Here is a 23,480-nt window from a genome sequence, read left to right as displayed (position 1 = left end):
ATGCAAATTAAACTTCAACCCGGGCTATTTCATGAAAAGCAAAACATTCATCTGTTCTATTATTGCCGGTCTTGTATTGGCGGGATGTAATTCACAGTCAGTCACATCCGGTACTGCAATAAATGCTGACCACACTTCAGGTAAAGTAACTTTTAACTGGTTTGAGTACTCAACTCCGGGAGGACCCGGAGAAGCGCCGGAGGGGAAATTTTTGAATCCGGTATTACCAGGTTTTTATCCTGACCCTTCTGTCACCAAAAGGGGGGAGGACTATTATCTGACAACATCTTCTTTCAGTTACACGCCCGGTTTACCGGTATTACATAGTAAGAACCTTACAGACTGGACCCTTATCGGCTATGCCCTCGATCGCAAGTCACAGATGGAGTTTGCAGGTGCGTCGGTCTCAAGGGGAATATTTGCACCCACCATTCGCTACCATAACGGTTTATTTTATATCATCACTACGTCAGTCGATAATGGAGGAAACTTTATTATTACAGCTGAAAACCCGGAAGGGCCATGGTCTGAACCAATCTGGTTGCCTGAAGTCGGGGGAATTGATCCGGATATTTTCTTCGATGAAGACGGGCGGGTTTACATCACCCATAATGACGCGCCTCCCGGAGAACCTCTTTATCAGGGGCATCGTGCAATCTGGATGTGGGAATATGACCCTCAGTCTCAAAAAGTATTAGCTGAAAGCCGGCAGTTACTTGTGAATGGTGGTGTAGATATATCTAAGAAGCCCATATGGATTGAAGCTCCGCATATTTATAAAATCGGTGACTGGTACTACTTGTCGTGTGCTGAAGGTGGTACAGGTCCGCAACACTCGCAGGTCGTATTTCGCTCCCGTTCATTGGATGCCCCCTTTATACCCTATGAAAATAATCCGATTCTGACACAGAGGGATTTAACCTATCCCCGTGCCAACCCTGTGGATACTGCCGGGCACGCAGACTTTATCCAAACCGGAGAGGGCGAATGGTGGGCGGTGTTTCTTGGCACGCGGCCGTACGATTTCGACTTGTACAACACGGGCAGGGATACCTTTTTGTTACCTGTGGAGTGGCTAAACGAATGGCCCCATATCCTGCCACCTGAAACGCCTGTACCGGTTACGGTAACTCGTCCGGCTGGTACCCGGGCTGCACAGGGGACCGATTTTTATTCATGGAAAGACAGCTTTGATGACAAGAAGCTTAGTTTCCGTTGGCAAGGTTTGCGCGAGTTCGACCGCGACTGGTTGAGTACCGGAAATGGTGAGCTGAATATCACACCGTTGCCGGGCTTACTCTCAAGTAAGGAAAAAGTAAGCTATATAGGAACCCATCAGGCTGCGGCAAATTTTTCTGCGACCACTGAAGTGACGATACCCGCTGATTCAACGGCTACCGCAGGTCTCGCTGCTTTTCAGAGTGCGGACTACCACTATTTCTTCGGCTTGCATGGGAAAAATGGCAAGTATTCTGCCTTCATTGAGCAAGTAGCCGACGGCAAAGTAAGCGTTATTTCAGAGCGACAGCTTACTACCTCTGCGGGTGAGCCGGTAACCCTGAAAGTTGAGGGCAAGGGAAGCAAGATCGCTTTTTCTTACAAAGAAAACGGAAAGTGGATCTCTGCAGGCGATACTCTTGATGCAACTCTGTTAAGCACACAAAAGGCCGGGGGATTCGTAGGCACCACCATTGGCTTGCATGCACGTCAGTAGTAAAAGACACCGCAGACAACGGATTTTGTAATAAGCAAACCGGATGTTGAAATCCGGTTTGCATCGCCTGGCTGTGAAATCTCATTTACCGGCAAAAGTTTGTGACTGTGTCTCTTCAGCAAACCGCGCCAGTTGTTTCGTCAGCCGGTCAACTATCTCAGGATGAGAGTCAGCCACATTGAAGCGCTCTGACGGGTCATCTTTAAGGTTATACAGTTCAGGCTGAACACGGGTATCACTGGCACTGGCCATCTCACCGCTGAATTCATCAAAAGGAGACAGGCGCAGTTTCCATTTTTTATCTCTGACGGCTTCAGCCACATCACCACGGAAATAATAGAAGTAATTGTCTTTGCTATGCGGAGTATTACCTTTCAGAAAATCCGACAGATCCGCGCCGTCCAGTGTGAGATCTTCAGGCAAAGTTGCGCCGCTTAATGTGGCGAATGTCGGGAATAAATCCAGTGCAGAAATCAATTCTGAATTGACCGAGCCGTTAATTTTGCTGTCAGGCCAGTGAATGATGGCAGGGACACGGGAACCGCCTTCATAGGTTGTGCCTTTTGAACCTTTTAACGTGCCGGCGCTGCCCACATGCCAGCGTTCCACACCGCCCTGAACCATTCTGTCCGGCAGGTTTTGCCACGGGCCGTTATCACTGAAAAATACAATAATGGTGTTGTCCGCTACGCCTTTTTCTTCCAGTGCGTTCAGTACTTCACCAACGCTCCAGTCAATCGTTGATACCGCATCGCCATACAATCCGCCTGCGGATTTTCCCTTTTGAAAATCCGGTGCTGCCACCGGTAAATGGGGCATGGACCAGGCCATATATAAAAAGAAAGGTTTGTCGTCAGAAAATGCGCCTATATTGGCAACAGCTTCTTCGGTGTATGATGTGGTGAGTACAGACTGGTCTTTGATCACGCCCACAGGCTTGTCGTTACGGAACATTTGCAGCGGAGACATACTTTCTCTGCCCATCAATTCTGCTGTCACCCAGGGATCAGTCATATCATTGCTGTAAAGCAAGCCGAAATACTGATCGAAGCCATGGTCCACCGGCAAAAATCCGGCTTTATCACCCAGATGCCATTTTCCTACCATAGCAGTTTGATAGCCCTGAGATTTAAGCATTTCAGCCATCGTAAATTCAGACTGGGGCAGGCCGCGATCTGAATCAGGCATCAATACCTGCTGCATACCGGAGCGGATGGCATATCTCCCTGTCATCAGTGCCGCACGGGAGGGTGTACATACTGCCTGACCAGCGTAGAACGAGGTGAGTTTGATCCCTTCTGTGGCCATTGCATCTAAATTGGGAGTCACAATATTGGGATGCCCGTAGGTGCTTAGATCTCCGTAGCCCATATCGTCAGCCATCATCACGATGATATTGGGTTGCTCCGGTTGCGGGGCTGACATAGCGCTGTTGAGCCCTGCCAGCGAAAATGCGGTGATAAGTGAAACGCGGGCAGAAGCTGCCAGCAATGTAGTTACATAGCTCACTGGTAAATTCCTTAAACTAGGGGAGAAAAAAGGCCCGGCCGTAATATCGGGGTATTGAGGGATTGGCCGGGCACTCACTGGAAATCAGAACGTGGCGCGGAATCCCGCAAACAACCGGCGACCATTGTCTACAACCTGATAGGGCAGGCCGTCGGTGAACTTAATTTCTACCGCTTCATCAAGCAGGTTCACGCCTTCCACGACAACGGTGAAATTCTCCGATACGTTATAATTCACCGATGCATCTAACGTGCCGTATGCCTGAGTAACCGCGCCTCTGCCACCGAATGCTACAAGCTGAGACAGAAATTTGTCGCGCCAGGTATAGGAGATACGCGCGCCGAAGGTATCATCCTCGTAAAATCCGCCCACGTTGAAGTTGTGCTTTGAGCCGGCGGTAATGGCTTCCGGGTCGCTGTTATCAATAAAGGTATAGTTGGCGTTGACACCTGTATTGGCCAGCAAGCCCGGCAGTGAAACGAAACTATGCTGACCGGCCAGCTCTGCACCACGAATTTTGGCACCTTCGCCATTGGACGGACTGCGGTCGATAAACTGGGCTGTAAAGACTTCCCCGGTCAATGCATTGGTCACAGGCAGGTTTATTACCGTAGAGCCGGAGCGGATAAGAGACACCAGATCTTTGTAAAACAACGTTGCAGATACCATATCTGTGTCACCGTAGTAGTACTCCAGAGCCACATCAATGTTATTCGATTTAAACGGATCCAGTGTCGGGTTACCGCCTGTAATACTGTTGGCTTCCACGTTCGCTACCGTTACCGGCGAAATGTCTGTAAAGCGCGGACGGGCAATGGTTCTGCTGGCACCAAATCTCGCAATCAGCTCATCTGTGAGGTTATAGCGAAGGTTAAGACTCGGCAGCCACTCACTGTAACTGTTGGATTCCTCGATTAGCCCCAGCGGTGCCACTGTGGTTAACCCGCCGTTAGGATTGAAGGTAATCTGATTTAAGTCAGCGCCGGCACCACGGGACAATTGCTCTGTGCGGGTGAAACGAACGCCAAAGTTACCCGACAGATTGCCATCGCCACTTTCAAACGCTATTTCGGCATAGGCATTTGTCGCTTCTTCGGATACATCCTCCGACAGGGTGGGATCGATACCGTAATTGCCGGCAGCAATCAGCTCTTCCCGTGAAAAGCTGTTCAGCATTCTGCGGGTATCAATGGCCAGCCGCTCCTGAATCAGGCCCGGATAGTTTTCAAGATAGGCGCCGTTCAGTGGTGATACCGGTTGTAGCAGGAAAGCGGCAGAAGATGTACCTGTGATCCCCAGTTGTTCGAACAACTCCACCGGAGGCTGGTCGCCAAAGAGTGACTCAATTTGGGCCACATTCATCGTCAGTCGGGCACTTTGACCCACTTTATTACGGTCAGCGTAGTGGAAGCCTGTTTTGAATTTCGTAATATTGCCGAAATCCAGATAGCGCTCTGCGTCGAGTTTTATATCCAGTAAATCTTCCGATGATGCCTGATTGTAGGCACCGTTAACACCGACGAGGCGATAGTTCTGCGGGTCCAGCACACGGTCTTCAGAGCCGTTCATATAAGTGGTTGAGGTAACCGCATCGCCCTGTTCAGATTGCAGCGTTAAATCCACCAGCGTACTGTTCACAATATTCAGGTTGTCTGCCAGCTGTGAAGAACGGGAGCGGTTTACCTGACCGTTAACTGTCCAGTTATCAGTAAGATATTTACCCAGCAACGTCATCGACCAGGTATCACCTTCCCGCTGTTCTATCCGGTTACCGGCACGGGTATCCACATTATCAGCGCGGAACGTCGTTGCCACTGCACGTCCGTCAATGTCGCGGATTTCAGACTCGTCAGGATAGTACGGCCCCAGTGAGTTATAGGGGAAAGCGAGGAATTCTGCCCGCGCGCTGTCGACTTCATATTTTGTGTAAAAGCCGTCAGCCGTCAGCTCAAGGTTGTCCGATGCCGCCCACTGGGCTGACAAAATTGCGCTGGTGCGGGTACGTTTTTCGTCGTACATCGTGTGAAAGGTAATGTAGGGAATGGCTACACTGCCATCATCCAGTACGCCATTACCGTTGAAGTCCTGTCCGCTACATAAGTCCCGTGAGGCCACAGAGCCGTCGCAGATCTCCGGATTGGCAATCCCGTCTTCAGTAAAAGCGCCAAACTGTTGAGAACCGCTGGTGAAACCTTCAGCTTCAGAAAAGCTGGTATAACCGAAATTTAGAAAATCCTGGGTGCCGGAATTCCGCTCCATGTAAGACACACCCAGTGTCAGACCGAAATCACCGTCGCCATAAACATCGCTGTAGAAAGCAGTAACACGGGGACCAATATCTTCCGCGTTTGACTCCTTGCTGCCCTGCACTGACAGCGCAAGCTGGCGCTCAGTAAAGTCGAAGGGGCGGGGAGTGCGGATCACCACTGAGCCGGCCAGGCCACCCTCCTCAAGAGACGCCGTGGGCGTTTTATGTACTTCCAGGGTTCTGACAAATTCACTGGGTAAAGAAGTAAAGTCAAAGCTGCGGCTGGTATCTGAACCGGTATCCGTTAACGCATTTGGTAACGCCACATTGTTCATGCGGACAAGCACGAAATCGGAAGGCAGGCCCCGTATATTGATCGAGGAGCCTTCACCGCGGGAGCGGTTGATTTGGACACCTGTAATACGTTGAAGGGATTCCGCAACGTTAATGTCAGGGAACTTACCTACATCTTCGGCAGAAATCGCATCAACAACGGTGGAGGATTCTTTTTTAATCCCCATGGCCTCAGTGAGGCTCTGGCGGATCCCGGTAACAGCGATGACTTCCATATCATCAGTTGGCGTGTCCTGAGCAAAACCGGGGTTGCAAAAGGTGGAGGCAATGGCGATTGCTAATGTGCTTTTCAGGCATCTGTTTTTTGTGTGTGTCATCGTGCTCTCAGTAATCAAAAGTCGTTGTCCGGAAAGAAACTACAAACAGACAGGATCTGTTTACTCTTCTTTGTTAACTGGAGGTTAACTTAAGGTTAATGTTGCACGCGTCTTGTGATAACTACAATTGATATTAAATTATCAACCTATAACTTATGGGAAATTACGATTGATTATATCGGGTTCTCAGCGCTTCCAGCAGATAATTCACCGGTTCGAAATCTGTCAGACTGGTGCGGCATACCATGCCGGACGAGAACGTCTGATTCAGTGAAATTGCCTCTACAGGAATTAAATCGTACTGTGCAAAGGTTTCTGACACTGCATCCACAGACATAATGATATGGTCGGTTTGCTGGCCGATACGGGCAAGGCCAAGTAAAGATTCGATACCGTAGGTGAAGCCGGAAAAAGGAATGCCTTTGCGTTGCAGATTCTCTTTCATGGAAATGTTTATCGCACCTTCCCAGATCCCGAATGCAGACCAGGGATAATCGCACAGGGACGTTGCGCGTTCGTTCGCGGGCAGGGCATGGATAGGATGTGAGCGGCGGGCGAACAGCATGCTTTCGAGATTTAACAGCGGAATGGCGCTGAGTCCGTGAGCAAGATCCCCGGCGGGGATCAAGCCAAAATACATGTCAGAATCACCATTGAGTACTTTGGGAATGGCAACGTCTGCGGATTCAAGCTTAATGCCGATGTTCAAGCCAGGAAACTGGTGATACAGCGAAGGCAATACATCCGGCAAAATCTCAGACAACCAGACGGGGCCGGCGCTGCCTGTGAGAGGTTTGTAATAGTTCTGCTTAATTTTCTCAATTTCACGGGTGGTTATCTCCGCTTCCTTAAGGATGATATTGGCTTTGGTCCTGAGAATATCTGCGAAGGGAGTGGGGTTTAAACGGCCTCCGGTTCTGTCGAATAACTTCACATCCAGTAGCATTTCAAACTGACTCAAACTCTTCGACAGCGCAGGCTGGGACACATTCAGTACCTCCGATGCCGCCCGCAACGAGCCTTTATCATAAATTGCTACAAACTGGGCGAGATGCCGGGACAACAAGAAGCGCATAGTACACCTGCATTAATGTGAGTAAGCTTATGTTGCCCCCGGTTGCAGGTAAAAGCCAGCGCGTCCGTAAGAGTGAGCATAAAAAAACGGAGGCCTGATGCCTCCGGTTAATTAACTAAAGCAAAATATACCTGAAGTGATTATTCAGGATGATTGTCCAGTACCATTACGCCCGCACCGGTATTGGATATCGGGGCATGGTAATGTTTGTGCACTACTTCCACGTCGTGGCGTAATGCGCCGCGCATTACCATCCACATAATGGTTTCAATACCTTCAGAGCCTGAGCGGCGCATGATTTCAGTGTTCGAGAGGTCTGCAAACCACTCAGGATCAGTGGCGATTTTATCCATACACTCTAAATCGAATTCCACATCAATGATGCCGGCGCGCTCACCTTGTAGCTGGTGAGACATACCGCCGGTACCCAGAATCACCACGCTGAGATCGTCCGGGAAGCTGGCGATAGCTTTGCCTAACGCCTGGCCCAGTTTGTAGCAACGGCGGGCGGTCGGTACAGGGTGCTGAACGGTATTTACCGCCAGAGGAATGGCCTGAACCGGCCAGATTTCATGGTCGCCGTAAAGCGCGCGGATAGGGTTTACAAAGCCGTGGTCGACTTTCATTTCCTGACAGGTACAAATGTCGAATTCCTGCTCTACCAGTGATTCCGCCAGATGCCATGAGAAAGGTGCGTTACCCGTGAAAGGTGCGACAGGCTTCAGGCCCCAGCCCTCGTCGGCATTGAAGTACTGGTCAGCACAGCCCAGCGCGAACGTGGGCACTTTGTCGAGGAAGAAATTCAGGCCGTGATCGTTATAAACCACAATCACGATGTCGGGCTTCTTCTCTTCCAGCCAGGCTTTGGCCGGACCGTAGCCGTCAAAGAAGCGTTTCCAGTAAGGCTCCTGCGTTAAATTGTTGGATATTGCAGCGCCCACTGCCGGAATATGTGAGCTGGTGATACCGCCTAAAAGCTTAGCCATTCCAGTAGTCTCCTTTTGCCTTAATCAGTTCATCGAGCTTCTCGGCCCGTTTTTGTAAATTCGCGATAAATTCTTCAGTCGTAATGCCCTGAAACGCCGCGCCGGCATCCTGTACTGATGTACCACGGGGAATCGCCATTTTGGCCATGAAGTAAATGTTTGCACCCATTCGCAGCATGCCGAGAAAATCCTGATTCACCACAGCATCTTTATATTTGTCTTTCACACCCATTTTGTCGCAGTAAGCGGCCGGGTCCTGATCAAACTCAAGGCGGTTGGCTTCTTCATTAAAAGAAAACAGTAACTTGTTTAACGCATAGGCCGGGTTGGCTGCGCGTCCGTCGAACACATAGGTGCCCGGAATATCGTCATAATCTTTGGGTTGCCAGCTCATTGTGAAACCTCTGTTAACATTGTTTATTGTATTTTATATAGATTGAATGCATAGTTAATGCATAAAAAAGGTGCTTAATTGTCAATTTTGTAGAAAGTGAAAATTATGTTGAATTCTTTGGACGCGGTGGATTTCTATGGTGATAACGAACAGGTGGAACACAGACACATTCTGTACTGTGAGCCGCTGACCACACGCAGTGAACGCCACGACTGGATGATTCAGCCTCACCGTCACAGGGATTTGCACCAGATTTTTTTCGTCGTCAAAGGTGGCGGGCAAGTTCAGCTGGATGAGCAGCAATTAGCTGTATCCGCGCCGGTATTATTGTCTATTCCTGAAGGCCACATGCACGGTTTTCAGTGGGAACCCGGGTCTGAAGGATTTGTACTGTCAATTGTGTCTGCGGCGATTTCTGAAATCTCACCGGGAGCCTATCAGGCTGCGTTTCAGGAAGGCGCTATTTTGCAGGATATTCCGGCGCAAACCTGCGAAGATTTACAGCTCATTTGCAAACAACTGAAGCGGGAGGCCGAAGGCCACGGACAGTTTGAAGAGCAAATGACCATCGCGCTTTTAAGGCAGATGGTAGTACATATTGCCAGGTGTACATCGCAACACGAAGATGTGCCCGGTCAGTATTCCAAGGCGGAAAGAAAGTTTCTGCAGTTTAAAGCGCTGATCGCTCAGTTCGGCACAACGCATCACCAGGTTGGATGGTATGCAGGAAAAATCGGCGTATCAGCGGCGCACTTAAATCAGCTTTGTCAGCAACATGCGTCCGTGAATGCACTATCGATGATCCACCGGCATCTGCTGGTGGAAGCCAAGCGGCATCTGATGTTCGCGGATTTCAGCATTACCTCAATCGCTTACCGGATTGGCTTTAAAGATCCGGCGCACTTTACCAAGTTTTTTACCAAAAAGGCCGGGTTGTCACCGCTGAAATTCAGACAGGAAACCCGTGATAAAGCGTCGCCGGAAACAGCGTAAGCCGTATTATACTACCGTGATGTCCACTTCAATGTTGCCACGGGTCGCATTGGAGTACGGGCACACCTGGTGTGCTTTGTCTGCGATGGATTGCGCAGTAGCCTTATCAAGCTCTCCCAGGTCAACAATCAGCTTCACAGCAATAGCAAAGCCGCCCTCAATCGGGCCAATGCCTACTTCGCCTTTTACTGAAATGTCTTTGCCCAACTTCACTTTCTCTGCTGCGGCTACATGCTTCAGTGCGCCGATGTAGCAGGCGGCATAACCGGCTGCGAACATTTGCTCAGGGTTCGTCCCTTCACCACCAGCGCCGCCAAGCTCCTTCGGGGTAGTCAGTGTGACAGACAGGTTGCCGTCATCAGAGGTTGCTTTACCTTCGCGGCCGCCGGTTACAGTGGCTTTACCTGTATAAATCACGTTATCTAATTTGTGCATAAAGATCTCCTCAGTGTTGTCGTAATACAATCAAATACTTTGTATGCAAAATAAATTAACAGAGATCAGGTTTGCAGATCAAGTGTTTTGCATGCAAAATATTTGAATCTTGTTCCGGAGGCCGTTATGTCTGAAGCGCTGAAGTTAGAAAACCAGCTTTGTCACCGTTTTTATACTTTGTCGAATGCATTTACCCGTGCGTACCGGCCGCTCTTAGCTGCGCTGGATATCACCTATCCTCAATACGTGGTGATGATGGCTTTGTGGGAACAGGACGATGTGACGATTGCCGGCCTGCTCAATAAAACCCTGATAGACGGCGGCGCCATGTCGTTAATTCTGAAAAAGCTGGAGCAGAAGGGCTTGCTTACGGTGAAGCAGGATGAAAAAGATAAGCGGGTGAAGAAAGTCCTGCTGACAGAAGCGGGTAGGGCGGCGAAGACCACAGCAGAAGCCGTACCTGCGCAGATGTTATGTAAATTTCAGGGCATGACCGCTGACGAAGCCCGCCAGCTGGTCACACTCATTGATAAGTTACAGGGCTGTTTTCAGTCCTAAACTTTAAAGCGGTTTACGTTACCGTCGATATTGCGGGATACATCACTGACCCGCTGACTGGCGGCACCGGCCTGTTCAACGGTTGCGATAACCTGCTGACTCAGCGTGTTCAGCGCAGATACGGTTTCATTCAGGTTCATCACTACCTGGCTTTGCTCTTCCGTGGCGGTGGCAATCTGATAGATACGGTCGTTGGCACCGGTGACCGACGACGATACTTTATTCAGTTTTTCATTCAGCGATGCTGAAATTTCTACCACTTCCGCCATCTGTGACGAACCGGACTCAATGGCCGATACAGCCTCAGACACCCCTTTGTTAAGATTCAGCAGCATCTCATTAATGTCTGTGGTGGCCTGCTGTGAACGGTTAGCCAGCGAGCGGACTTCATCAGCAACCACAGCGAAACCGCGACCCTGTTCACCGGCCCTGGCCGCTTCAATTGCCGCATTCAGTGCCAGCAAGTTGGTTTGTTCAGAAATGCCGCTGATCACATCCAGCAGTGAAGAAATTTGTTGTGTTTCTTTTTCCAGCTTCTGGATCACAGAGCTGGCATGAGTGATCGCCTGCGAGGTTTTGGATACCGTTGCTGCGGAGGTAGAAACGGCTGCCTGGCTATCAGCTGCATCTTCATTGGCAGTGCGGGTATCGCTCAGCGCATCCTGAGTATTGTCGGCAACTTCCTTCAGCGCATAGCTGAGTTCGTTAATTGCGGTAGCAATCTGATCAAGGTTGTCACGTTGCTCGTGGGAAATATGTCTGACATCGTCTGACGATGAGCGCATAGAGGTTTCCGCGTCTTTCAGCGACACAGCGTCAGCTTTAATCAGCTTGATAAGCCGCTGAAGGTTGTCCATCAACGCATTAAATGCCAGTGCTACACCGGTGATTTCATCGCGGCCATGTGTACTTAACCGCTGAGTCAGATCACCTTCGCCTTTACTGATTGAATCAAGCACATCGCGCAACATATTGATGCGGCGGGTAATAAGGCGCGGACCGATAATAATACTCACCGCACAGGCAACAACGGCCAGCACCACGGCAATGATCAGATACACGGTTTGCTGGTTGCTGGCTGCAAGACTGTCACGGGTGATTTTGTCCGACTGATTTTTCACTGCTTCGCCAATGCGGTCATAGTTGCCCCGCAAGGCTTCAAACAGAGGCATCCCTTGCTGATGATAAATTGCGGCCGCTTGCCCCACGTTTTTTTGGCCGATTAACATCATGACCTGTTGATTCAGCTGGATCCAGTTATCAAAATCCCGACGGAACTGCTTTGCCTGACTAACCACGTCAGGATAATCTTTCGTGAGTGAAAGCACTTTGGCCATACGGTCGTTAGCCTGCTGAGCATTCTCTTCGTAATCTTCTATCAGGCTTGCTGCGCCACTGATCTCCAGTTCTTCAGCCAGCATCAGGTCCAGCAGCGCAGAGTGCGCCTGATACAAATCGCGATCTGCGTTCAATGCCGTACTGATTGATTCTGTGAATGTGGCAGACAGGGTTTCAGTATTGTGCGCCAGTGAGCGACTGTTGGATATGCTTATAAAACTGACTACCAGAATAAGCAGTGCAACAAAGCTGAGTGGTACTGCCAGCTTTTGACGAACGGTCATATTTTCGAAGTTGAACATAACGCCTTCTTTATGTGGTGATTGGCAATGTACAGTTGACAAAATGTTTTTTCAGGTCTGAATTATAAATTATTGGACTAATCAGTAGCAGCTTTTCTCATATTCACACCATTTATAATGTAGTCAATAAAACATCCGGATGCATTTCGACTTTCCGGAACACTCAATTTTTAGTACCAATAAGGACTAAGGTTCTGTCAATGCGTAAATTTATCCGTCCAACGCTTATCGCAGCTTTGGGGTCTTTACTTACTCCTCAGGCTCTCGCTCAGGATATTGAATTTGATTTCAGCGGTTCCTGGAGAATGCGTTACGAAACGTTGAAAAACCCGATTTTTCCGGCCACTGAAGCCCAGCGTACTCAGTCCAACGACCGTATTTCTTCACGGGTTTTGTTGAAAGGTGAGGCAAATTACGGAAACTGGAATGCCACCTTGGAAATCCAGGATTCACGGGCATTTTTAGATGATAACGATCCGACGCTAAAGTCGTCTCAGGTAAACACCCTTGAGCCGCTGCAGTACTTTATCCGCTACAAAGATTTCAACGAGTACGTAAAAGCCATTACCGTTGGCCGTATGGCCGTTGACCATGGCAGCCGTCGTTTGATGGCGAAGGGTGTGTATCGCAATACCATCAATGCCTTCGACGGTGTGATGGTTGATACCGTCGTCAAAGACTGGGATGTCCGCGGATTCTATTTTCTGCCGGTAAGCCGCTTTCCTACTCAATCCCAACTGGTAGAAGATAATAAGCGTGCATTCGATAAGAGCTTCAGTGAGCGTAAGTACTTCGGTCTGTATGCCGTGTCTCCGGATGAGAAATGGAAGATTCAGAATTACTGGTTCAAAGAAAGTGACTCTGAAGAACTGGCGACGAAAAATCGCGACCTTTACACCTTGTCTGTGGATTATTCAGAAAGCTTTGCCGGTGACTGGAAAAGCAACATTGAAGTGATTGGGCAAACGGGTACGGCAAGAGCGTCCTCATCAGCCAGCGATCTTACTGATTTAGATGTGAATGCATGGATGGTACACGCCCATTTAGGCCAGCAAGTCACCAAGAGCACATTCTTACGGGCGGAGATTGACTTCGCCACCGGCGACAATGACAGCGCCGACGATGAGATTAACGCCTTCGACGGCCTCTATGGTGTCCGGCGTTTCGACTTCGGTCCAACGGATGTATATCAGGGCTTTCAGCGCAGCAACATTATTGCGCCGGGGTTACGCAGCGTAACCAAAATCGGTGGTGTGCATAACATCATGGTGGGTTACAAAGCCCTGTGGTATCACAAAGTAGAGCAGGGCGAAGAGGACTTCATGGGTAACCAGTTAGAAGTCAGATGGCGTTATCAGGTCATGCCGGAACTGCGTCTTGAGTTTGGCGGTGCCTACCTGATGAAAGGCGGTGCTCTTGAGCAGGGGGATTACCCTGATGACTCACAGTTTGCCTACACCGCATTTCTGTATAAGTTCTGACTAATACGTATTTAGGGTTTTTCATCCTGTCTTAACAGGCCATCCCCGGGGGATGGCCTGATTTAGATTTCTCCGAAATAGCGCTAATCTGTCGTACTTAGTTCTATAAGCCCGCTTATGCTTCTCATCACTACCTCTCTTGCAATATAGACATTAAAACCTATAAGTCGTGAGACATTAAAACCTATAAGTGATATAACTCTAAAACCTGGATGTGATATTTGGCAGCGGACGAATTTCACGTGTTATTGATGGGGCGAGTATGAATGACATATCACAAAAACTGGCTGTTTCTCTTGAGCAATTACAGCAGCTTCAGGAGTCAGGGGTTGTTGCTATCCAATCGAAGCAACTCAGCAGGTTGCACCGGGAGCGGCTACTGAAGCACGGGTTTATTCGCGAAGTTATCCGGGGCTGGTACATTCCGGCAATGCCAGATGAAAAACCAGGCGACAGTACATCGTGGTATACCTCTTTCTGGGATTTTTGCGGAGCCTATTTGTCGGAACGGTTTGATCAATCCTGGTGCCTGTCGCCTGAACAATCTCTAAGTTTGCATACCGGCGACAGAACTGTGCCTGGACAATTACTCGTGCGCTCACCCAAAGGAAATAACAAACCCACCACCTTCCTTCACAACACTTCAATTTTTGATGTCAGATTGAATTTGCCCTCCGCGGAATACATTGAAAACCTTGCAGGGCTCAATGTATACAGTCTGGCGGCAGCGCTTGTCTATTCTTCCGCGAACCAGTTTAAAAATGCGCCTGTTCAAATGCGTACAGCTCTGTCGATGGTGACTGATTCTTCCGACGTATTGTCGGTTTTACTTGCCGGAAACCACAGTGTGATTGCAGGGCGGTTAGCAGGCGCTTTTAGAAATATTGGACGGGATTTGATTGCTGACAATATATTAAAGGGCATGCAAGCGGCCGATTTGAAAGCCCATGAAGAAGATCCGTTTACAGAGAAAGTGCAGGTAAGTTTTGGTCGTCGTGATATGTCACCCTATGTAAATCGCATGCGGTTAATGTGGGCGCAAATGCGTGAAAATGTTATAGCGCATTTTCCATCACCCTCAGGCAAAGGCATCAATATAGAAACCTATATGGCCGAAGTGGAAGAAAAATACGTTTCTGATGCTTACCACTCGCTGTCCATTGAAGGTTATCGGGTGACTCGTGAGTTAATTGAACTGGTTCGCTCAGGCAGCTGGAGAGCTGATGAATCTGACGGGCACAAAAAGCATTTGGACGCCATGGCTGCTAAAGGCTACTGGGATGCATTTCAGGAAGTTAAAAAAGCAGTATTAGCGGTGTTAGAAGGTAACAATCCGGGGGACCTGTTAGAACAAGCCCACAGTGATTGGTATCTTGCTTTATTTGGCCCGGGTGTGGCCGCGGGCATCGTCAGACAAGCGGACCTTGCCGGATATCGTTCAGGTCCTGTCTATATTCGCCAGAGTATGCACATCCCTCCCGGCCGTGAAGCGGTTCGCGAGATGATGCCGGCACTCTTTGACCTGCTTGCAGAGGAGGAAAATGCAGCAGTCAGAGTTGTACTGGGGCACTTCATCTTCGTCTATATCCACCCTTACTTTGATGGTAATGGCAGAATGGGAAGATTTATCATGAATCTGATGATGGCGTCTGGTGGTTACCCATGGACAATTGTGCCGGTTGAGCGACGGGATGAGTACATGCAGGCATTAGAAGCAGCCAGCGTTAAGCAGGATATTGTGCCTTTTACACAATTTCTCGCATCGCTGCTATAACTAAAGGGCCGTTTCCCTAACAACATGCACAGTTGCGTTTCGTTTTCTCCATATGACCGATGCCGGGGTTGAACGTATTGGTCGGATCCAATGAGCGGTAGAAGGCTTTCAGGGTATCTTCTGCATCATATAGATGGCCCACGTTGTGTTCTGCCGGGTATTTGGCTCCGCGGTTATCGAGCAGGGCCAGCATCTCTGCTTTTACCTGCTTTGCCTCAGTACCTTTTTTAAGAATGTAGTCCTGATGGAATACATGACAGAAAAAGTGTCCGTAATAGAGTTTCTTCTCAATTTTTGCGTCAAGCTCCGGCGGTAAGGTTTCTACCCAGTCCATGTCGTTGCGGCGCAGCGCAATATCCAGCGCGAGGATGTCGCCCACCTCTTTTTCGTGCAGTAACTGATAGCGCAGTGCAGCGCCTGCTGCGGCAAACCGGTGCAGGAATGCGGCAGACGCTTCGTCCGGTGAACACACCATAAAGTTGCCACCATGTTCTGCGGCAAAAAATGATTTCAGAAAAGCGTCTGCTTCTTCAATGCCCTCATCACTCATCTTCAGAATGAGGTGATGCTCATACTGGTTCCGGTACTGCATCAGACTGTCGGGCAGATGATTGGGAAACAGCCTGGCGGCAGATTGCATAATGCGGTCTGAAAGAAACGAAGGCAGCCAGGACTGCTTGTTCAGCAGCGCATCAATGCGGCCCTTTGCTGCAAACATTTTAGGCAGCCTGCCGGTACCCAAGTGCTTAACAGCCAGAAAGGTGTCTTTGCCGTAGTCTTTAGCGACATCGAAAATATCACGGTGCATGTACTCTGCGACTTCCGGTAAGTGGGTAAACTCTGCCAGCATGTGCCGGCGCAACTTCGCCAGAAGCGCCGGATCATTCACGCCAATATAAAAGGTTTGTTCTCTTTCGGGCTTGGCAAAGGTATCGAGCCTTACTGCAAATACCGCGAGCTTACCGGCGCATCCACTGGCCTCAAAAAGTTTGCCGGGGTCCGCGTTGTAGCGGGCGGGGGTTGAGGCATCCACATCACGAATGATGTCTGCGTAATCCTGCGCGCTGGCAAACTTACTGTTATCCGTACTGTTCTTATCGAATGTGCCGTTTTCCAGGTTTGTCAGGATCTCTTCAGGCTCTGACCCCAATTCAATACCCAGGTGATTAACCAGGTGTAGCTCGCCATGTTCATTAACCTGCGCATACAAGGCATATTGGGTGTAGGCAGGGCCGCGTTTAATCAGCGCGCCGCCAGAGTTGTTTGCTACACCGCCCACAATGGACGCGCCCAGACAGGATGAACCGATAACGGAATGGGGACTGCGTGAAAAAGGTTTTAACTGATCTTCAAGCTTGTGCAGGGTGGCGCCCGGGAAACTGATGACCTGTTTGCCATCCTCAAGCATGATGAGATCATCCATGGCCAGAGTATTTATCACCACAATTTCCCGGTCGTAATCGTCGCCGGACGGTGTAGAGCCTTCCGTCAGTCCGGTTTTTGCGGCCTGCATAATAATGATGCAGTTATTGTTTACGCACACTTCCAGTACGCGCCAGAGTGCAACCAGAGTTTGCGGAAATACCACGGCCAGTGCTTTACCTTGCCCTGAACGCCAGCCGGAACGATAGTGTTCGGTAGCGGCAGGATCTGTAGCGATATGTTCGGGGCTCAGCACAGCTTGCAGTTGCGCAACAACCGGGTGCGACATGAAATAACTCCTTTTGAAAAGCAGGCCTGGAAACCTGGTTGAATATATCGCATTTTTACCATGATGGCTTATCGTAACCGGCGCGCTGGTCGGGTAAACTGCGCGCCTTACCTCTTAACAGTGATTTTGGTTTTGCATAATTCAGTTTTGGCACTGCGTATTCAGGAACTGGCTAAATCAACGCGGCCTTTTGTAACGCGGGGTAGTCGCGTAAAACGCTGCGAAGGTTGTCTGCTGCCGGCGGTGCACTGTATTTGTGATGCTGTACCGGAGCCTGTGGCTGAAAGTGCCTTTTTGTTTCTGATGTATAAAGGTGAATGCTACAAACCGTCGAATACAGGCCGGTTAATCGCGGATGTGGCTAAACACAATTATGCCTTTACCTGGTCGCGGACAGAACCTCAGCCAGCGTTGCTGGCGCTGTTAAATGACGAACGCTACATGCCGGTTATTATCTTTCCTCATGAGAATGCGGCACCCGAAAGGCGGCTGTATGACGTACCTGTGCAGGAAGGTAAAACCCCCTTGTTTATCATGCTCGACGGCACGTGGCGTGAAGCCGGCCGCATGTTCCGTAAAAGTGCTTACTTGCAGTCTTTTCCTGTACTGGGCATTCAGCCTGAAGCGCTGTCAGATTACGCCCTCCGCGAAGCCTCTCATGATTTTCAGCTATGCACGGCAGAAGTAGGTATCGAAGTACTGAAACTGGCGGGCGAACCACAAGCTGCGGCCAGCCTGAGTGCGTATTTCAGTCATTTCCGGAAAAATTACATTATGGGTAAACCCCATATGAGTAACCGTTCGTAGCAAACAAGGATTCGCCACATCGCATTTTTGTGGCAGACTGAAGTTAATGTCGCTGCATGGAAGAAGTTAATGACGCTATATCGCCCGTTGTTCAAGCATATTCGTAATCATTCTGCGCTTTTCAGCGAAATGTCGCAGTATCGTGATCAGGCCGTTCAGGCCCTGGGATTAACCCATTACGCGTTTCACAAAACGCCTAAATTTGTCACTGAAGATGGTCGCAGGCTTACCATTGAGCCGGAACGCAGCATCGTATTGCCCAACGTACATCACCTCAAAGGGGTGAAAACAAAACTGGCAGAGCAGGTTGCCGGGCTAAGCATGGTGACTCACAGTGAAATCGGCTACCGCTATCCTACCGCTGCACTGGCTGGCCTGGATGCGCCCTTTATTAAGCGGATGCGCTCTGAGTATTTTCACCGGGTGGATGAGGATCGCAGTATTTGCCGGCCGGTAAACCTGTCTTATGGCATTAAAAGCCGGGGTAAAGGCGATAACCGCCAGGAATATGAAGTCTGGATGCCTGATGAAGCGCCGGAACAAAGCCCGTTACCTTTATTAATTGACCGCTACGGCGAAGATTTACCCGATGATGTGCGGGACTTTGTTGAACAACCTTCCCTCGTACATGGCTGGATGGGAGTAAAACGGGCTGCTTTTGAAGCACTTTATCAAAATAAGGCGGTGTGCGGTGACTTAGTGATATGCGTGGCACTCAGTGTCGATGCTTACAATATCGGCGCACGGCCTGATTTATCTTATTCGCCGGAAGCGGAAAGCTCTATCGCGGTCAGCAATGCTGAACTGGAATGGGAAATTGAGGGATACTACGCGCCACGGGACTGGAAATTCGATCACGACACAGTGTGGAATGCCATCAATCATACCCTTGAGGCCGTAAATGCGCCGCTGAATGATTTGTACGGTCAGGATGCTATTCCGGTAAATGAAAGTAAGACAGAACGGATTTTATCCACCTTACAATCCTTAGGTGTAACCACAGAAGAAATTGAGAGCATCAATTTGCAACCCTGGGAGTTTATGCTGACAGAAAGTGAGTCGCGGGTAAAAAATCACGATCCCAGCAGAACGGTAAATCTGCTCGGACGCCTGAACCGTTTGTTTTATCAACCCGACAGACAGCTACCGTCACTGAACTGGATGCATGATTTAATCAGCTGAAGTCAGCATCCTTTCTACGAACCATTGTTTGAATGCGTCACGGTTGGCCCATTCTAAGGCGACGTTAACCTGCGGGCCACTGTCTGCCGGTACAGTAAATCCGTCTCCGGTGACAGATAAGTGCATGGGCTCAGCGGGTAGCCAGCTGTGGTCGGGTAGGGCAAGGTATACAGCAACGGCGTCGTACATGACTGAACTGCGGGATGCCAGATAATCAGCATTTTCCCAGGTAACGAGGCCCGCCCAGATGGGGTAGTTCTCAAAAATGACTTCGAGCTGTTTATCTGTACTGTTTTTCAGTTGCTGATATTGTTCACCGTCGAAAATCATATCGCCGCAGGTATCAAGAGGCGTAATGGTGAAACTGTGTAAAGGCGCGTGAAGCACTTTCCGGAAGGCCGGTACATTGTTTTGCACGTTGTACTCGGCAGAAGGCTCATCACCGTATCCTTTGTAAATACTGCCATGCATGCCCACAATACGCATTTTCGAAGCCAGTTCCGGCGCACGTTCCAGCACGGCAGCAATATTATGCATAGGGCCGGCAACAATAATGGTGACGGGATCTGAAGATTGCTTAAGCAACTGAATAATTGCACCGGCACCGTCTTCGATAATGTCACCCTGGTAATCAGACAGTGCGAAGTCAGCTACCCAGGGCTTATGAAATTCTGCTTTGCCTTCAAAACGCTCACCCATTCCAACAGGAATATCTGTTCTTCCTGCTTTTGTCAGAAATTTCGCCGCCACCTGCGCCCGGTACCGTGTATCTTCCGATGCCGTGGTTACCAGTTTTAAATCTAATTCCGGACTTTTTAAAATAAGCGACAGCGCTACCATGTCATCAATATCGCTGCCAATGTCGGTGTCAAAAATTACCGGAACAGGCTCTGCGGCGCGGGTCACAGAACTCAGCGCTGCGGTCAGAATGAAGAGTACGGTCAACAAGCGTTTCAACACATAAAACATCGAAGGCTCCTTAGTGGCAGAGGGGCGAAGCAAAGGCACTCTGATGATATTACAATACGGGCTATAGCACCCAAGAAATTAATCCGCTGCAAACCACCGGATAATCACGATAGGCGAATGATCTTTTCTGCTCTACAATTAATAATCAGATTAAGGACATAGCAAATATTCCGGAGTAACAGTGCTTAGCGAACTTTCCCTTGGCGGCATGCTTTTCAGCCCGATGGTGGTGATGATTCCGCTGGCTTTTCTGTTGTCGTTATTAACCCGTTACGGGTTATATGCCACCGGTTTATATCAAAAATTGTGGAAACCACCCTGGTTCGAGGTCGCTCTGTTTATTTGCTACCTCGCGGCGACGGTGAAGATGTTGGCGGGTTGAACATGGGAAAAGTACTGAGCATCATTGTGACACTTCTGGTTATCGCCGTCGCTGTCTTCTCCGGACGCTGGGTGTGGGATCATTATCTTTATTCGCCCTGGACACGGGACGGCCGCGTTCAGGCTGATATTATCACTGTTGCACCTGATGTGTCCGGATGGGTAACAGCCATGCCGGTGAAAGATAATCAGAAAGTACAAAAGGGCGATGTAATATTTCGCGTTGATGTGAAACGCTATCAGGCTGCGGTAGACGAGTTAAACGCGCAGGTGCACAGTAAACAACTGGCGCTGGATCTCGCGCAGCATGAGTTCACCCGCCGTGAAAAACTCAGAGAGCGTAACAGTATCAGTGCCGAGGAGCTGGAAAGCAGCCGGATCAGTTCCGATATGGCCAAAGCTGCACTGGATGTAGCAAAGGCACAGCTTGCCAGTGCGGAAATCGATCTTGAACGGGCAACCGTGACTGCGCCGGTGAGCGGGCGGGTAGTGAACCTGACCCTCCGGGAAGGAAACTACGTGAATCAGGGCACGCCGGTGCTTTCTGTGGTTGCTGATAATACCCTGTACGTTACCGGTTATTTTGAAGAAACAAAGCTTCCTCTCATTCATGAAGGTCAGAAAGCCACTATTCACCTGATGAGCGGCGGTAAAGCGTTGTCGGGCACAGTATCCAGTATTGGACACGCTATTGCCGACACCAATACCTCCACAAACAGCCAGTTGCTTCCCGAAGTGCAGCAAACCTTTAACTGGGTAAGACTGGCCCAGCGAGTACCGGTAGACATTAAACTGGACAAGGTGCCGGAAAATACGCGTCTGGTCGCCGGTATGTCGGCGTCGGTCCGGTTAGCCACAGACGGGGAGTAATCTCGTTGCCTGCCTTCATGGCTGTCTACTTAAGGCCTTCACGCGCTTCGTTAATTTTTGCCCTCAAAGGGGTTATCTCCATGGCGATGGCAATGTACGTGGCTATGTGGATGGACCTGGAGCGACCCTACTGGGCGCTGGTCTCTGCGGTTTTTTTGCAGGTGCGTCCGGAAGCCGGCATGGTGCTGGAAAAAACCGTTTGTCAGATCCTCGGCACCCTCATTGGCGGTGCCTTCGCCATGGTGGTGCTGCATTATTTTCATGCCTATTCAGGGATTTCCCTGTTTTGCCTGGCGCTGTGGACCTGGCTGAATTCGGGCCTGTCATCGCTGGTGCGGCGGGTGAACTTTATTTACTTCTTTGCCATGGCCTGCGTCACGCCCTGTATTATTATTCTGCTGACCATGGCAACGCCTTCCGCAGTAAGCAGCCAGAGCATTTTTGATATCGCCCAGTCACGGGTCAGCGAGCTTATCGTGGGGTCGGTGTGCGCCATGCTGGTTTCGCTGATTTTATGGCCCCAGCGGGTAGAGAAGGTGCTGGTTGATCATGCTAAAAACACCATAAATCAGACGATGGCTTATCTGTCGGTAGAATTAGACCCAGACGGTTCTCACGATGAGCGGCACAAGCACATCGACGATACCTTACAGTCTTTAACGGCGCTGAGTGACGACTCCAGTGCCGTGGTTTTTGAAGGTCCGGACGGGCCGGGGAAATCACGCGCGGCAACCGTTATCTGTAATAAAATCCTGTCGTTAATTGCCGTGGTACAAATATTTGGCCGGCTGCAACGGAATAATCCGGAATTGCTGTCAGAGAATATGATGTCGCTGCTCACTCAACTGAGAAACGATGTGGGCCTCATTGGCAGCCTGAAAAGTTTCGATGAATGCTATGAGCTGGCACAGAAGCAAAGACGCAAATGGAGCAAGCTTTTCCAGTCTGACCAGTTGACCACATTAGAATTCCGTTTGTGCCGCACCGCGCAGGAAATGGTGGCAGATTTAGTGGTCATACTCCGTGCTTACCGGGCACTGGAGCGGGGAGAAAAATCCACCCTTAAAGCCTCTGGCATTAAACCGCACCGCGACTGGCTGGTAGCGGTGACCACAGGATTTCGCACATGTCTGGTTTTCAGCACAGGCGCATTTTTATGGGTAGGCACAGGTTCACCGGCAGCCATCATGCTGATGATCTTGCCGGTGATATTTTCCATCATGTTCGCCAGACTCGCGCCCGTGGTGGTCACCAGGGCCATACGTGGTGTACTCATCGGTGCCTGCTTTGCTATTCCTGTCGCCATTTTCTATGCCCTGAACCTGATAGCCGCCAGTAGCGGTGACTTCGCCATTCTGGTGCTTATTTTATCCGGCCCGCTGTTTTTAGGTTTAATGCTGCTGTCGCACCGTGCGTTTTTGCCCTACGGCATCGGCTTTTGCATTCCGTTTGTGATCCTGGTGCAACCGGCCAACGACATGAGCCGTTCACTTTCTGTGGATTACACCACCAGCAGTGCACTGGCGATCCTCAGCGGCGTGATGATTTTATACTGGATATTTAAGTTATTTGCCGGGCCCGGCGCGAACTGGATCCAGTCACGTCTGCTTTCAGTGACCTATCAGGATTTACTTAAAATTGGCAGTCCCGGTCATGATGAAGACTGGTTCAATGCGCGGATGTGTGACCGGCTTCTGCGGCTCACCAGTTACGAGCAGAATGTAACCTCAGGTTACCGGACACTAACCGACCTGGGCTTGACAGGCCTGAACCTCGGACATGCTTCTATGCGGATCCGGCGTTTAATGAGTGGTTTGAGTGAGCGCTCACTAACTGGTCTTGAGCAGGAGTGGCAGCAAGCGCTGGCGGCCTCATTTCTGGCTGCATCAAAAGGGGACGATACAGACCTTCTTGCCCCGGTAAATAAGCGGATTATCGATACATTAAAAGCTGAAGGTGCGCCGGAAGAAAATCTGGCTCTCATAGACGGTATCTTCACCCGCCTGCATTATTCTTTTCGCCGCACGGCAACCATGATCAAAGAAGCCCGCGCTTAATTCACGTCCCGCAACCTGGTGACAG

At 49.8% G+C, this 23,480-nt stretch carries 19 protein-coding genes; 10 read left to right on the top strand and 9 right to left on the bottom strand.

Annotated elements, in window-relative coordinates:
• Positions 1–31 precede the first annotated feature (31 nt).
• On the top strand, positions 32–1,714 hold the full coding sequence (locus tag AC4PME_RS13700) for a glycoside hydrolase family 43 protein (RefSeq protein WP_119499674.1): 1,683 nt from the start codon (positions 32–34) through the stop codon (positions 1,712–1,714).
• An 81-nt stretch (positions 1,715–1,795) separates the two neighbouring features.
• Here AC4PME_RS13700 and AC4PME_RS13695 read toward each other — a convergent pair whose 3' ends face one another.
• The 5 genes from AC4PME_RS13695 to AC4PME_RS13675 all read right to left on the bottom strand — a co-directional run bounded on the left by AC4PME_RS13695 (position 1,796) and on the right by AC4PME_RS13675 (position 8,597).
• On the bottom strand, positions 1,796–3,223 hold the full coding sequence (locus tag AC4PME_RS13695) for a sulfatase family protein (protein ID WP_119499675.1): 1,428 nt from the start codon (positions 3,221–3,223) through the stop codon (positions 1,796–1,798).
• Positions 3,224–3,307: 84 nt separating this feature from the next.
• Positions 3,308–6,142 (bottom strand): TonB-dependent receptor, encoded by a 2,835-nt coding sequence (locus AC4PME_RS13690; protein ID WP_491044713.1) that lies wholly within the window; start codon positions 6,140–6,142, stop codon positions 3,308–3,310.
• A gap of 163 nt (positions 6,143–6,305) precedes the next feature.
• Complete coding sequence (locus AC4PME_RS13685) at positions 6,306–7,217, bottom strand: LysR family transcriptional regulator (protein ID WP_119499677.1); 912 nt, start codon at positions 7,215–7,217, stop codon at positions 6,306–6,308.
• Positions 7,218–7,357: 140 nt separating this feature from the next.
• The gene (locus AC4PME_RS13680) at positions 7,358–8,203 is read right to left on the bottom strand and encodes a class III extradiol dioxygenase family protein (protein ID WP_119499678.1); all 846 of its coding nucleotides are present in this window, start codon (positions 8,201–8,203) and stop codon (positions 7,358–7,360) included.
• Positions 8,196–8,597, bottom strand: coding sequence for a protocatechuate 3,4-dioxygenase (locus tag AC4PME_RS13675; RefSeq protein ID WP_119499679.1), 402 nt, complete (start codon positions 8,595–8,597; stop codon positions 8,196–8,198). Before AC4PME_RS13675 ends, AC4PME_RS13680 begins: the two co-directional genes overlap by 8 nt.
• Positions 8,598–8,702: 105 nt before the next feature.
• Here AC4PME_RS13675 and AC4PME_RS13670 point away from each other — a divergent pair, with 105 nt between their 5' ends.
• Positions 8,703–9,590, top strand: coding sequence for a helix-turn-helix domain-containing protein (locus AC4PME_RS13670; RefSeq protein WP_491044714.1), 888 nt, complete (start codon positions 8,703–8,705; stop codon positions 9,588–9,590).
• A 6-nt stretch (positions 9,591–9,596) separates the two neighbouring features.
• On the opposite strand, the gene AC4PME_RS13665 is transcribed toward AC4PME_RS13670, so the two are convergent.
• Positions 9,597–10,025, bottom strand: coding sequence for an organic hydroperoxide resistance protein (locus tag AC4PME_RS13665; RefSeq protein WP_303573443.1), 429 nt, complete (start codon positions 10,023–10,025; stop codon positions 9,597–9,599).
• A 126-nt stretch (positions 10,026–10,151) separates the two neighbouring features.
• Between AC4PME_RS13665 and AC4PME_RS13660 the strand changes: the two genes are divergently transcribed.
• Positions 10,152–10,583, top strand: a complete 432-nt coding sequence (locus AC4PME_RS13660) for a MarR family winged helix-turn-helix transcriptional regulator (RefSeq protein WP_119499682.1) — start codon at positions 10,152–10,154, stop codon at positions 10,581–10,583.
• On the opposite strand, the gene AC4PME_RS13655 is transcribed toward AC4PME_RS13660, so the two are convergent.
• Complete coding sequence (locus AC4PME_RS13655; protein WP_491044715.1) at positions 10,580–12,223, bottom strand: methyl-accepting chemotaxis protein; 1,644 nt, start codon at positions 12,221–12,223, stop codon at positions 10,580–10,582. The two genes, AC4PME_RS13660 and AC4PME_RS13655, sit on opposite strands and share 4 nt — an antisense overlap.
• Positions 12,224–12,423: 200 nt before the next feature.
• Here AC4PME_RS13655 and AC4PME_RS13650 point away from each other — a divergent pair, with 200 nt between their 5' ends.
• Entirely contained in the window at positions 12,424–13,704 is a 1,281-nt protein-coding gene (locus tag AC4PME_RS13650; RefSeq protein ID WP_491529632.1) for an alginate export family protein, read from the top strand.
• Between the two features lie 214 nt (positions 13,705–13,918).
• Positions 13,919–15,478 (top strand): Fic family protein, encoded by a 1,560-nt coding sequence (locus AC4PME_RS13645; RefSeq protein WP_491044717.1) that lies wholly within the window; start codon positions 13,919–13,921, stop codon positions 15,476–15,478.
• Positions 15,479–15,494: 16 nt separating this feature from the next.
• Here AC4PME_RS13645 and dld read toward each other — a convergent pair whose 3' ends face one another.
• Positions 15,495–17,189: a D-lactate dehydrogenase gene (dld, locus tag AC4PME_RS13640; protein ID WP_491044718.1), complete on the bottom strand. Its 1,695-nt coding sequence runs from the start codon at positions 17,187–17,189 to the stop codon at positions 15,495–15,497.
• A gap of 147 nt (positions 17,190–17,336) precedes the next feature.
• Between dld and AC4PME_RS13635 the strand changes: the two genes are divergently transcribed.
• On the top strand, positions 17,337–17,996 hold the full coding sequence (locus tag AC4PME_RS13635) for a tRNA-uridine aminocarboxypropyltransferase (RefSeq protein ID WP_491044776.1): 660 nt from the start codon (positions 17,337–17,339) through the stop codon (positions 17,994–17,996).
• A gap of 69 nt (positions 17,997–18,065) precedes the next feature.
• Positions 18,066–19,178, top strand: a complete 1,113-nt coding sequence (locus tag AC4PME_RS13630) for a hypothetical protein (protein ID WP_491044719.1) — start codon at positions 18,066–18,068, stop codon at positions 19,176–19,178.
• Here the strand turns inward: AC4PME_RS13630 and AC4PME_RS13625 are convergent.
• On the bottom strand, positions 19,167–20,147 hold the full coding sequence (locus AC4PME_RS13625; RefSeq protein ID WP_491044720.1) for a nucleoside hydrolase: 981 nt from the start codon (positions 20,145–20,147) through the stop codon (positions 19,167–19,169). The genes AC4PME_RS13630 and AC4PME_RS13625 overlap by 12 nt on opposite strands.
• A 181-nt stretch (positions 20,148–20,328) precedes the next feature.
• Here AC4PME_RS13625 and AC4PME_RS13620 point away from each other — a divergent pair, with 181 nt between their 5' ends.
• Genes AC4PME_RS13620 through AC4PME_RS13610 form a run of 3 tightly spaced genes read left to right on the top strand, consistent with a single transcriptional unit; the run spans position 20,329 to position 23,455 of the window.
• The gene (locus AC4PME_RS13620) at positions 20,329–20,529 is read left to right on the top strand and encodes a DUF1656 domain-containing protein (protein WP_119499689.1); all 201 of its coding nucleotides are present in this window, start codon (positions 20,329–20,331) and stop codon (positions 20,527–20,529) included.
• A 2-nt stretch (positions 20,530–20,531) separates the two neighbouring features.
• Positions 20,532–21,398, top strand: a complete 867-nt coding sequence (locus tag AC4PME_RS13615) for an efflux RND transporter periplasmic adaptor subunit (protein WP_491044721.1) — start codon at positions 20,532–20,534, stop codon at positions 21,396–21,398.
• A gap of 17 nt (positions 21,399–21,415) precedes the next feature.
• On the top strand, positions 21,416–23,455 hold the full coding sequence (locus AC4PME_RS13610; RefSeq protein ID WP_491044722.1) for an FUSC family protein: 2,040 nt from the start codon (positions 21,416–21,418) through the stop codon (positions 23,453–23,455).
• Positions 23,456–23,480 lie beyond the last annotated feature (25 nt).

The sequence above is a fragment of the Alteromonas sp. genome (assembly GCF_984505615.1).
Note: the sequence above shows the minus strand (reverse complement) of the source record. Positions and strands in the feature narration are given on the sequence as shown.

Excerpts from the sequence above, each read along its gene's own strand:
- AC4PME_RS13700 (WP_119499674.1), top strand. The coding sequence starts at position 32 with ATGAAAAGCAAAACATTCATCTGTTCTATTATTGCCGGTCTTGTATTG.
- AC4PME_RS13690 (WP_491044713.1), bottom strand. The coding sequence starts at position 6,142 with ATGACACACACAAAAAACAGATGCCTGAAAAGCACATTAGCAATCGCC.
- AC4PME_RS13685 (WP_119499677.1), bottom strand. The coding sequence starts at position 7,217 with ATGCGCTTCTTGTTGTCCCGGCATCTCGCCCAGTTTGTAGCAATTTAT.
- AC4PME_RS13680 (WP_119499678.1), bottom strand. The coding sequence starts at position 8,203 with ATGGCTAAGCTTTTAGGCGGTATCACCAGCTCACATATTCCGGCAGTG.
- AC4PME_RS13675 (WP_119499679.1), bottom strand. The coding sequence starts at position 8,597 with ATGAGCTGGCAACCCAAAGATTATGACGATATTCCGGGCACCTATGTG.
- AC4PME_RS13670 (WP_491044714.1), top strand. The coding sequence starts at position 8,703 with ATGTTGAATTCTTTGGACGCGGTGGATTTCTATGGTGATAACGAACAG.
- AC4PME_RS13665 (WP_303573443.1), bottom strand. The coding sequence starts at position 10,025 with ATGCACAAATTAGATAACGTGATTTATACAGGTAAAGCCACTGTAACC.
- AC4PME_RS13660 (WP_119499682.1), top strand. The coding sequence starts at position 10,152 with ATGTCTGAAGCGCTGAAGTTAGAAAACCAGCTTTGTCACCGTTTTTAT.
- AC4PME_RS13655 (WP_491044715.1), bottom strand. The coding sequence starts at position 12,223 with ATGTTCAACTTCGAAAATATGACCGTTCGTCAAAAGCTGGCAGTACCA.
- AC4PME_RS13650 (WP_491529632.1), top strand. The coding sequence starts at position 12,424 with ATGCGTAAATTTATCCGTCCAACGCTTATCGCAGCTTTGGGGTCTTTA.
- dld (WP_491044718.1), bottom strand. The coding sequence starts at position 17,189 with ATGTCGCACCCGGTTGTTGCGCAACTGCAAGCTGTGCTGAGCCCCGAA.
- AC4PME_RS13630 (WP_491044719.1), top strand. The coding sequence starts at position 18,066 with ATGACGCTATATCGCCCGTTGTTCAAGCATATTCGTAATCATTCTGCG.
- AC4PME_RS13625 (WP_491044720.1), bottom strand. The coding sequence starts at position 20,147 with ATGTTTTATGTGTTGAAACGCTTGTTGACCGTACTCTTCATTCTGACC.
- AC4PME_RS13615 (WP_491044721.1), top strand. The coding sequence starts at position 20,532 with ATGGGAAAAGTACTGAGCATCATTGTGACACTTCTGGTTATCGCCGTC.
- AC4PME_RS13610 (WP_491044722.1), top strand. The coding sequence starts at position 21,416 with ATGGCTGTCTACTTAAGGCCTTCACGCGCTTCGTTAATTTTTGCCCTC.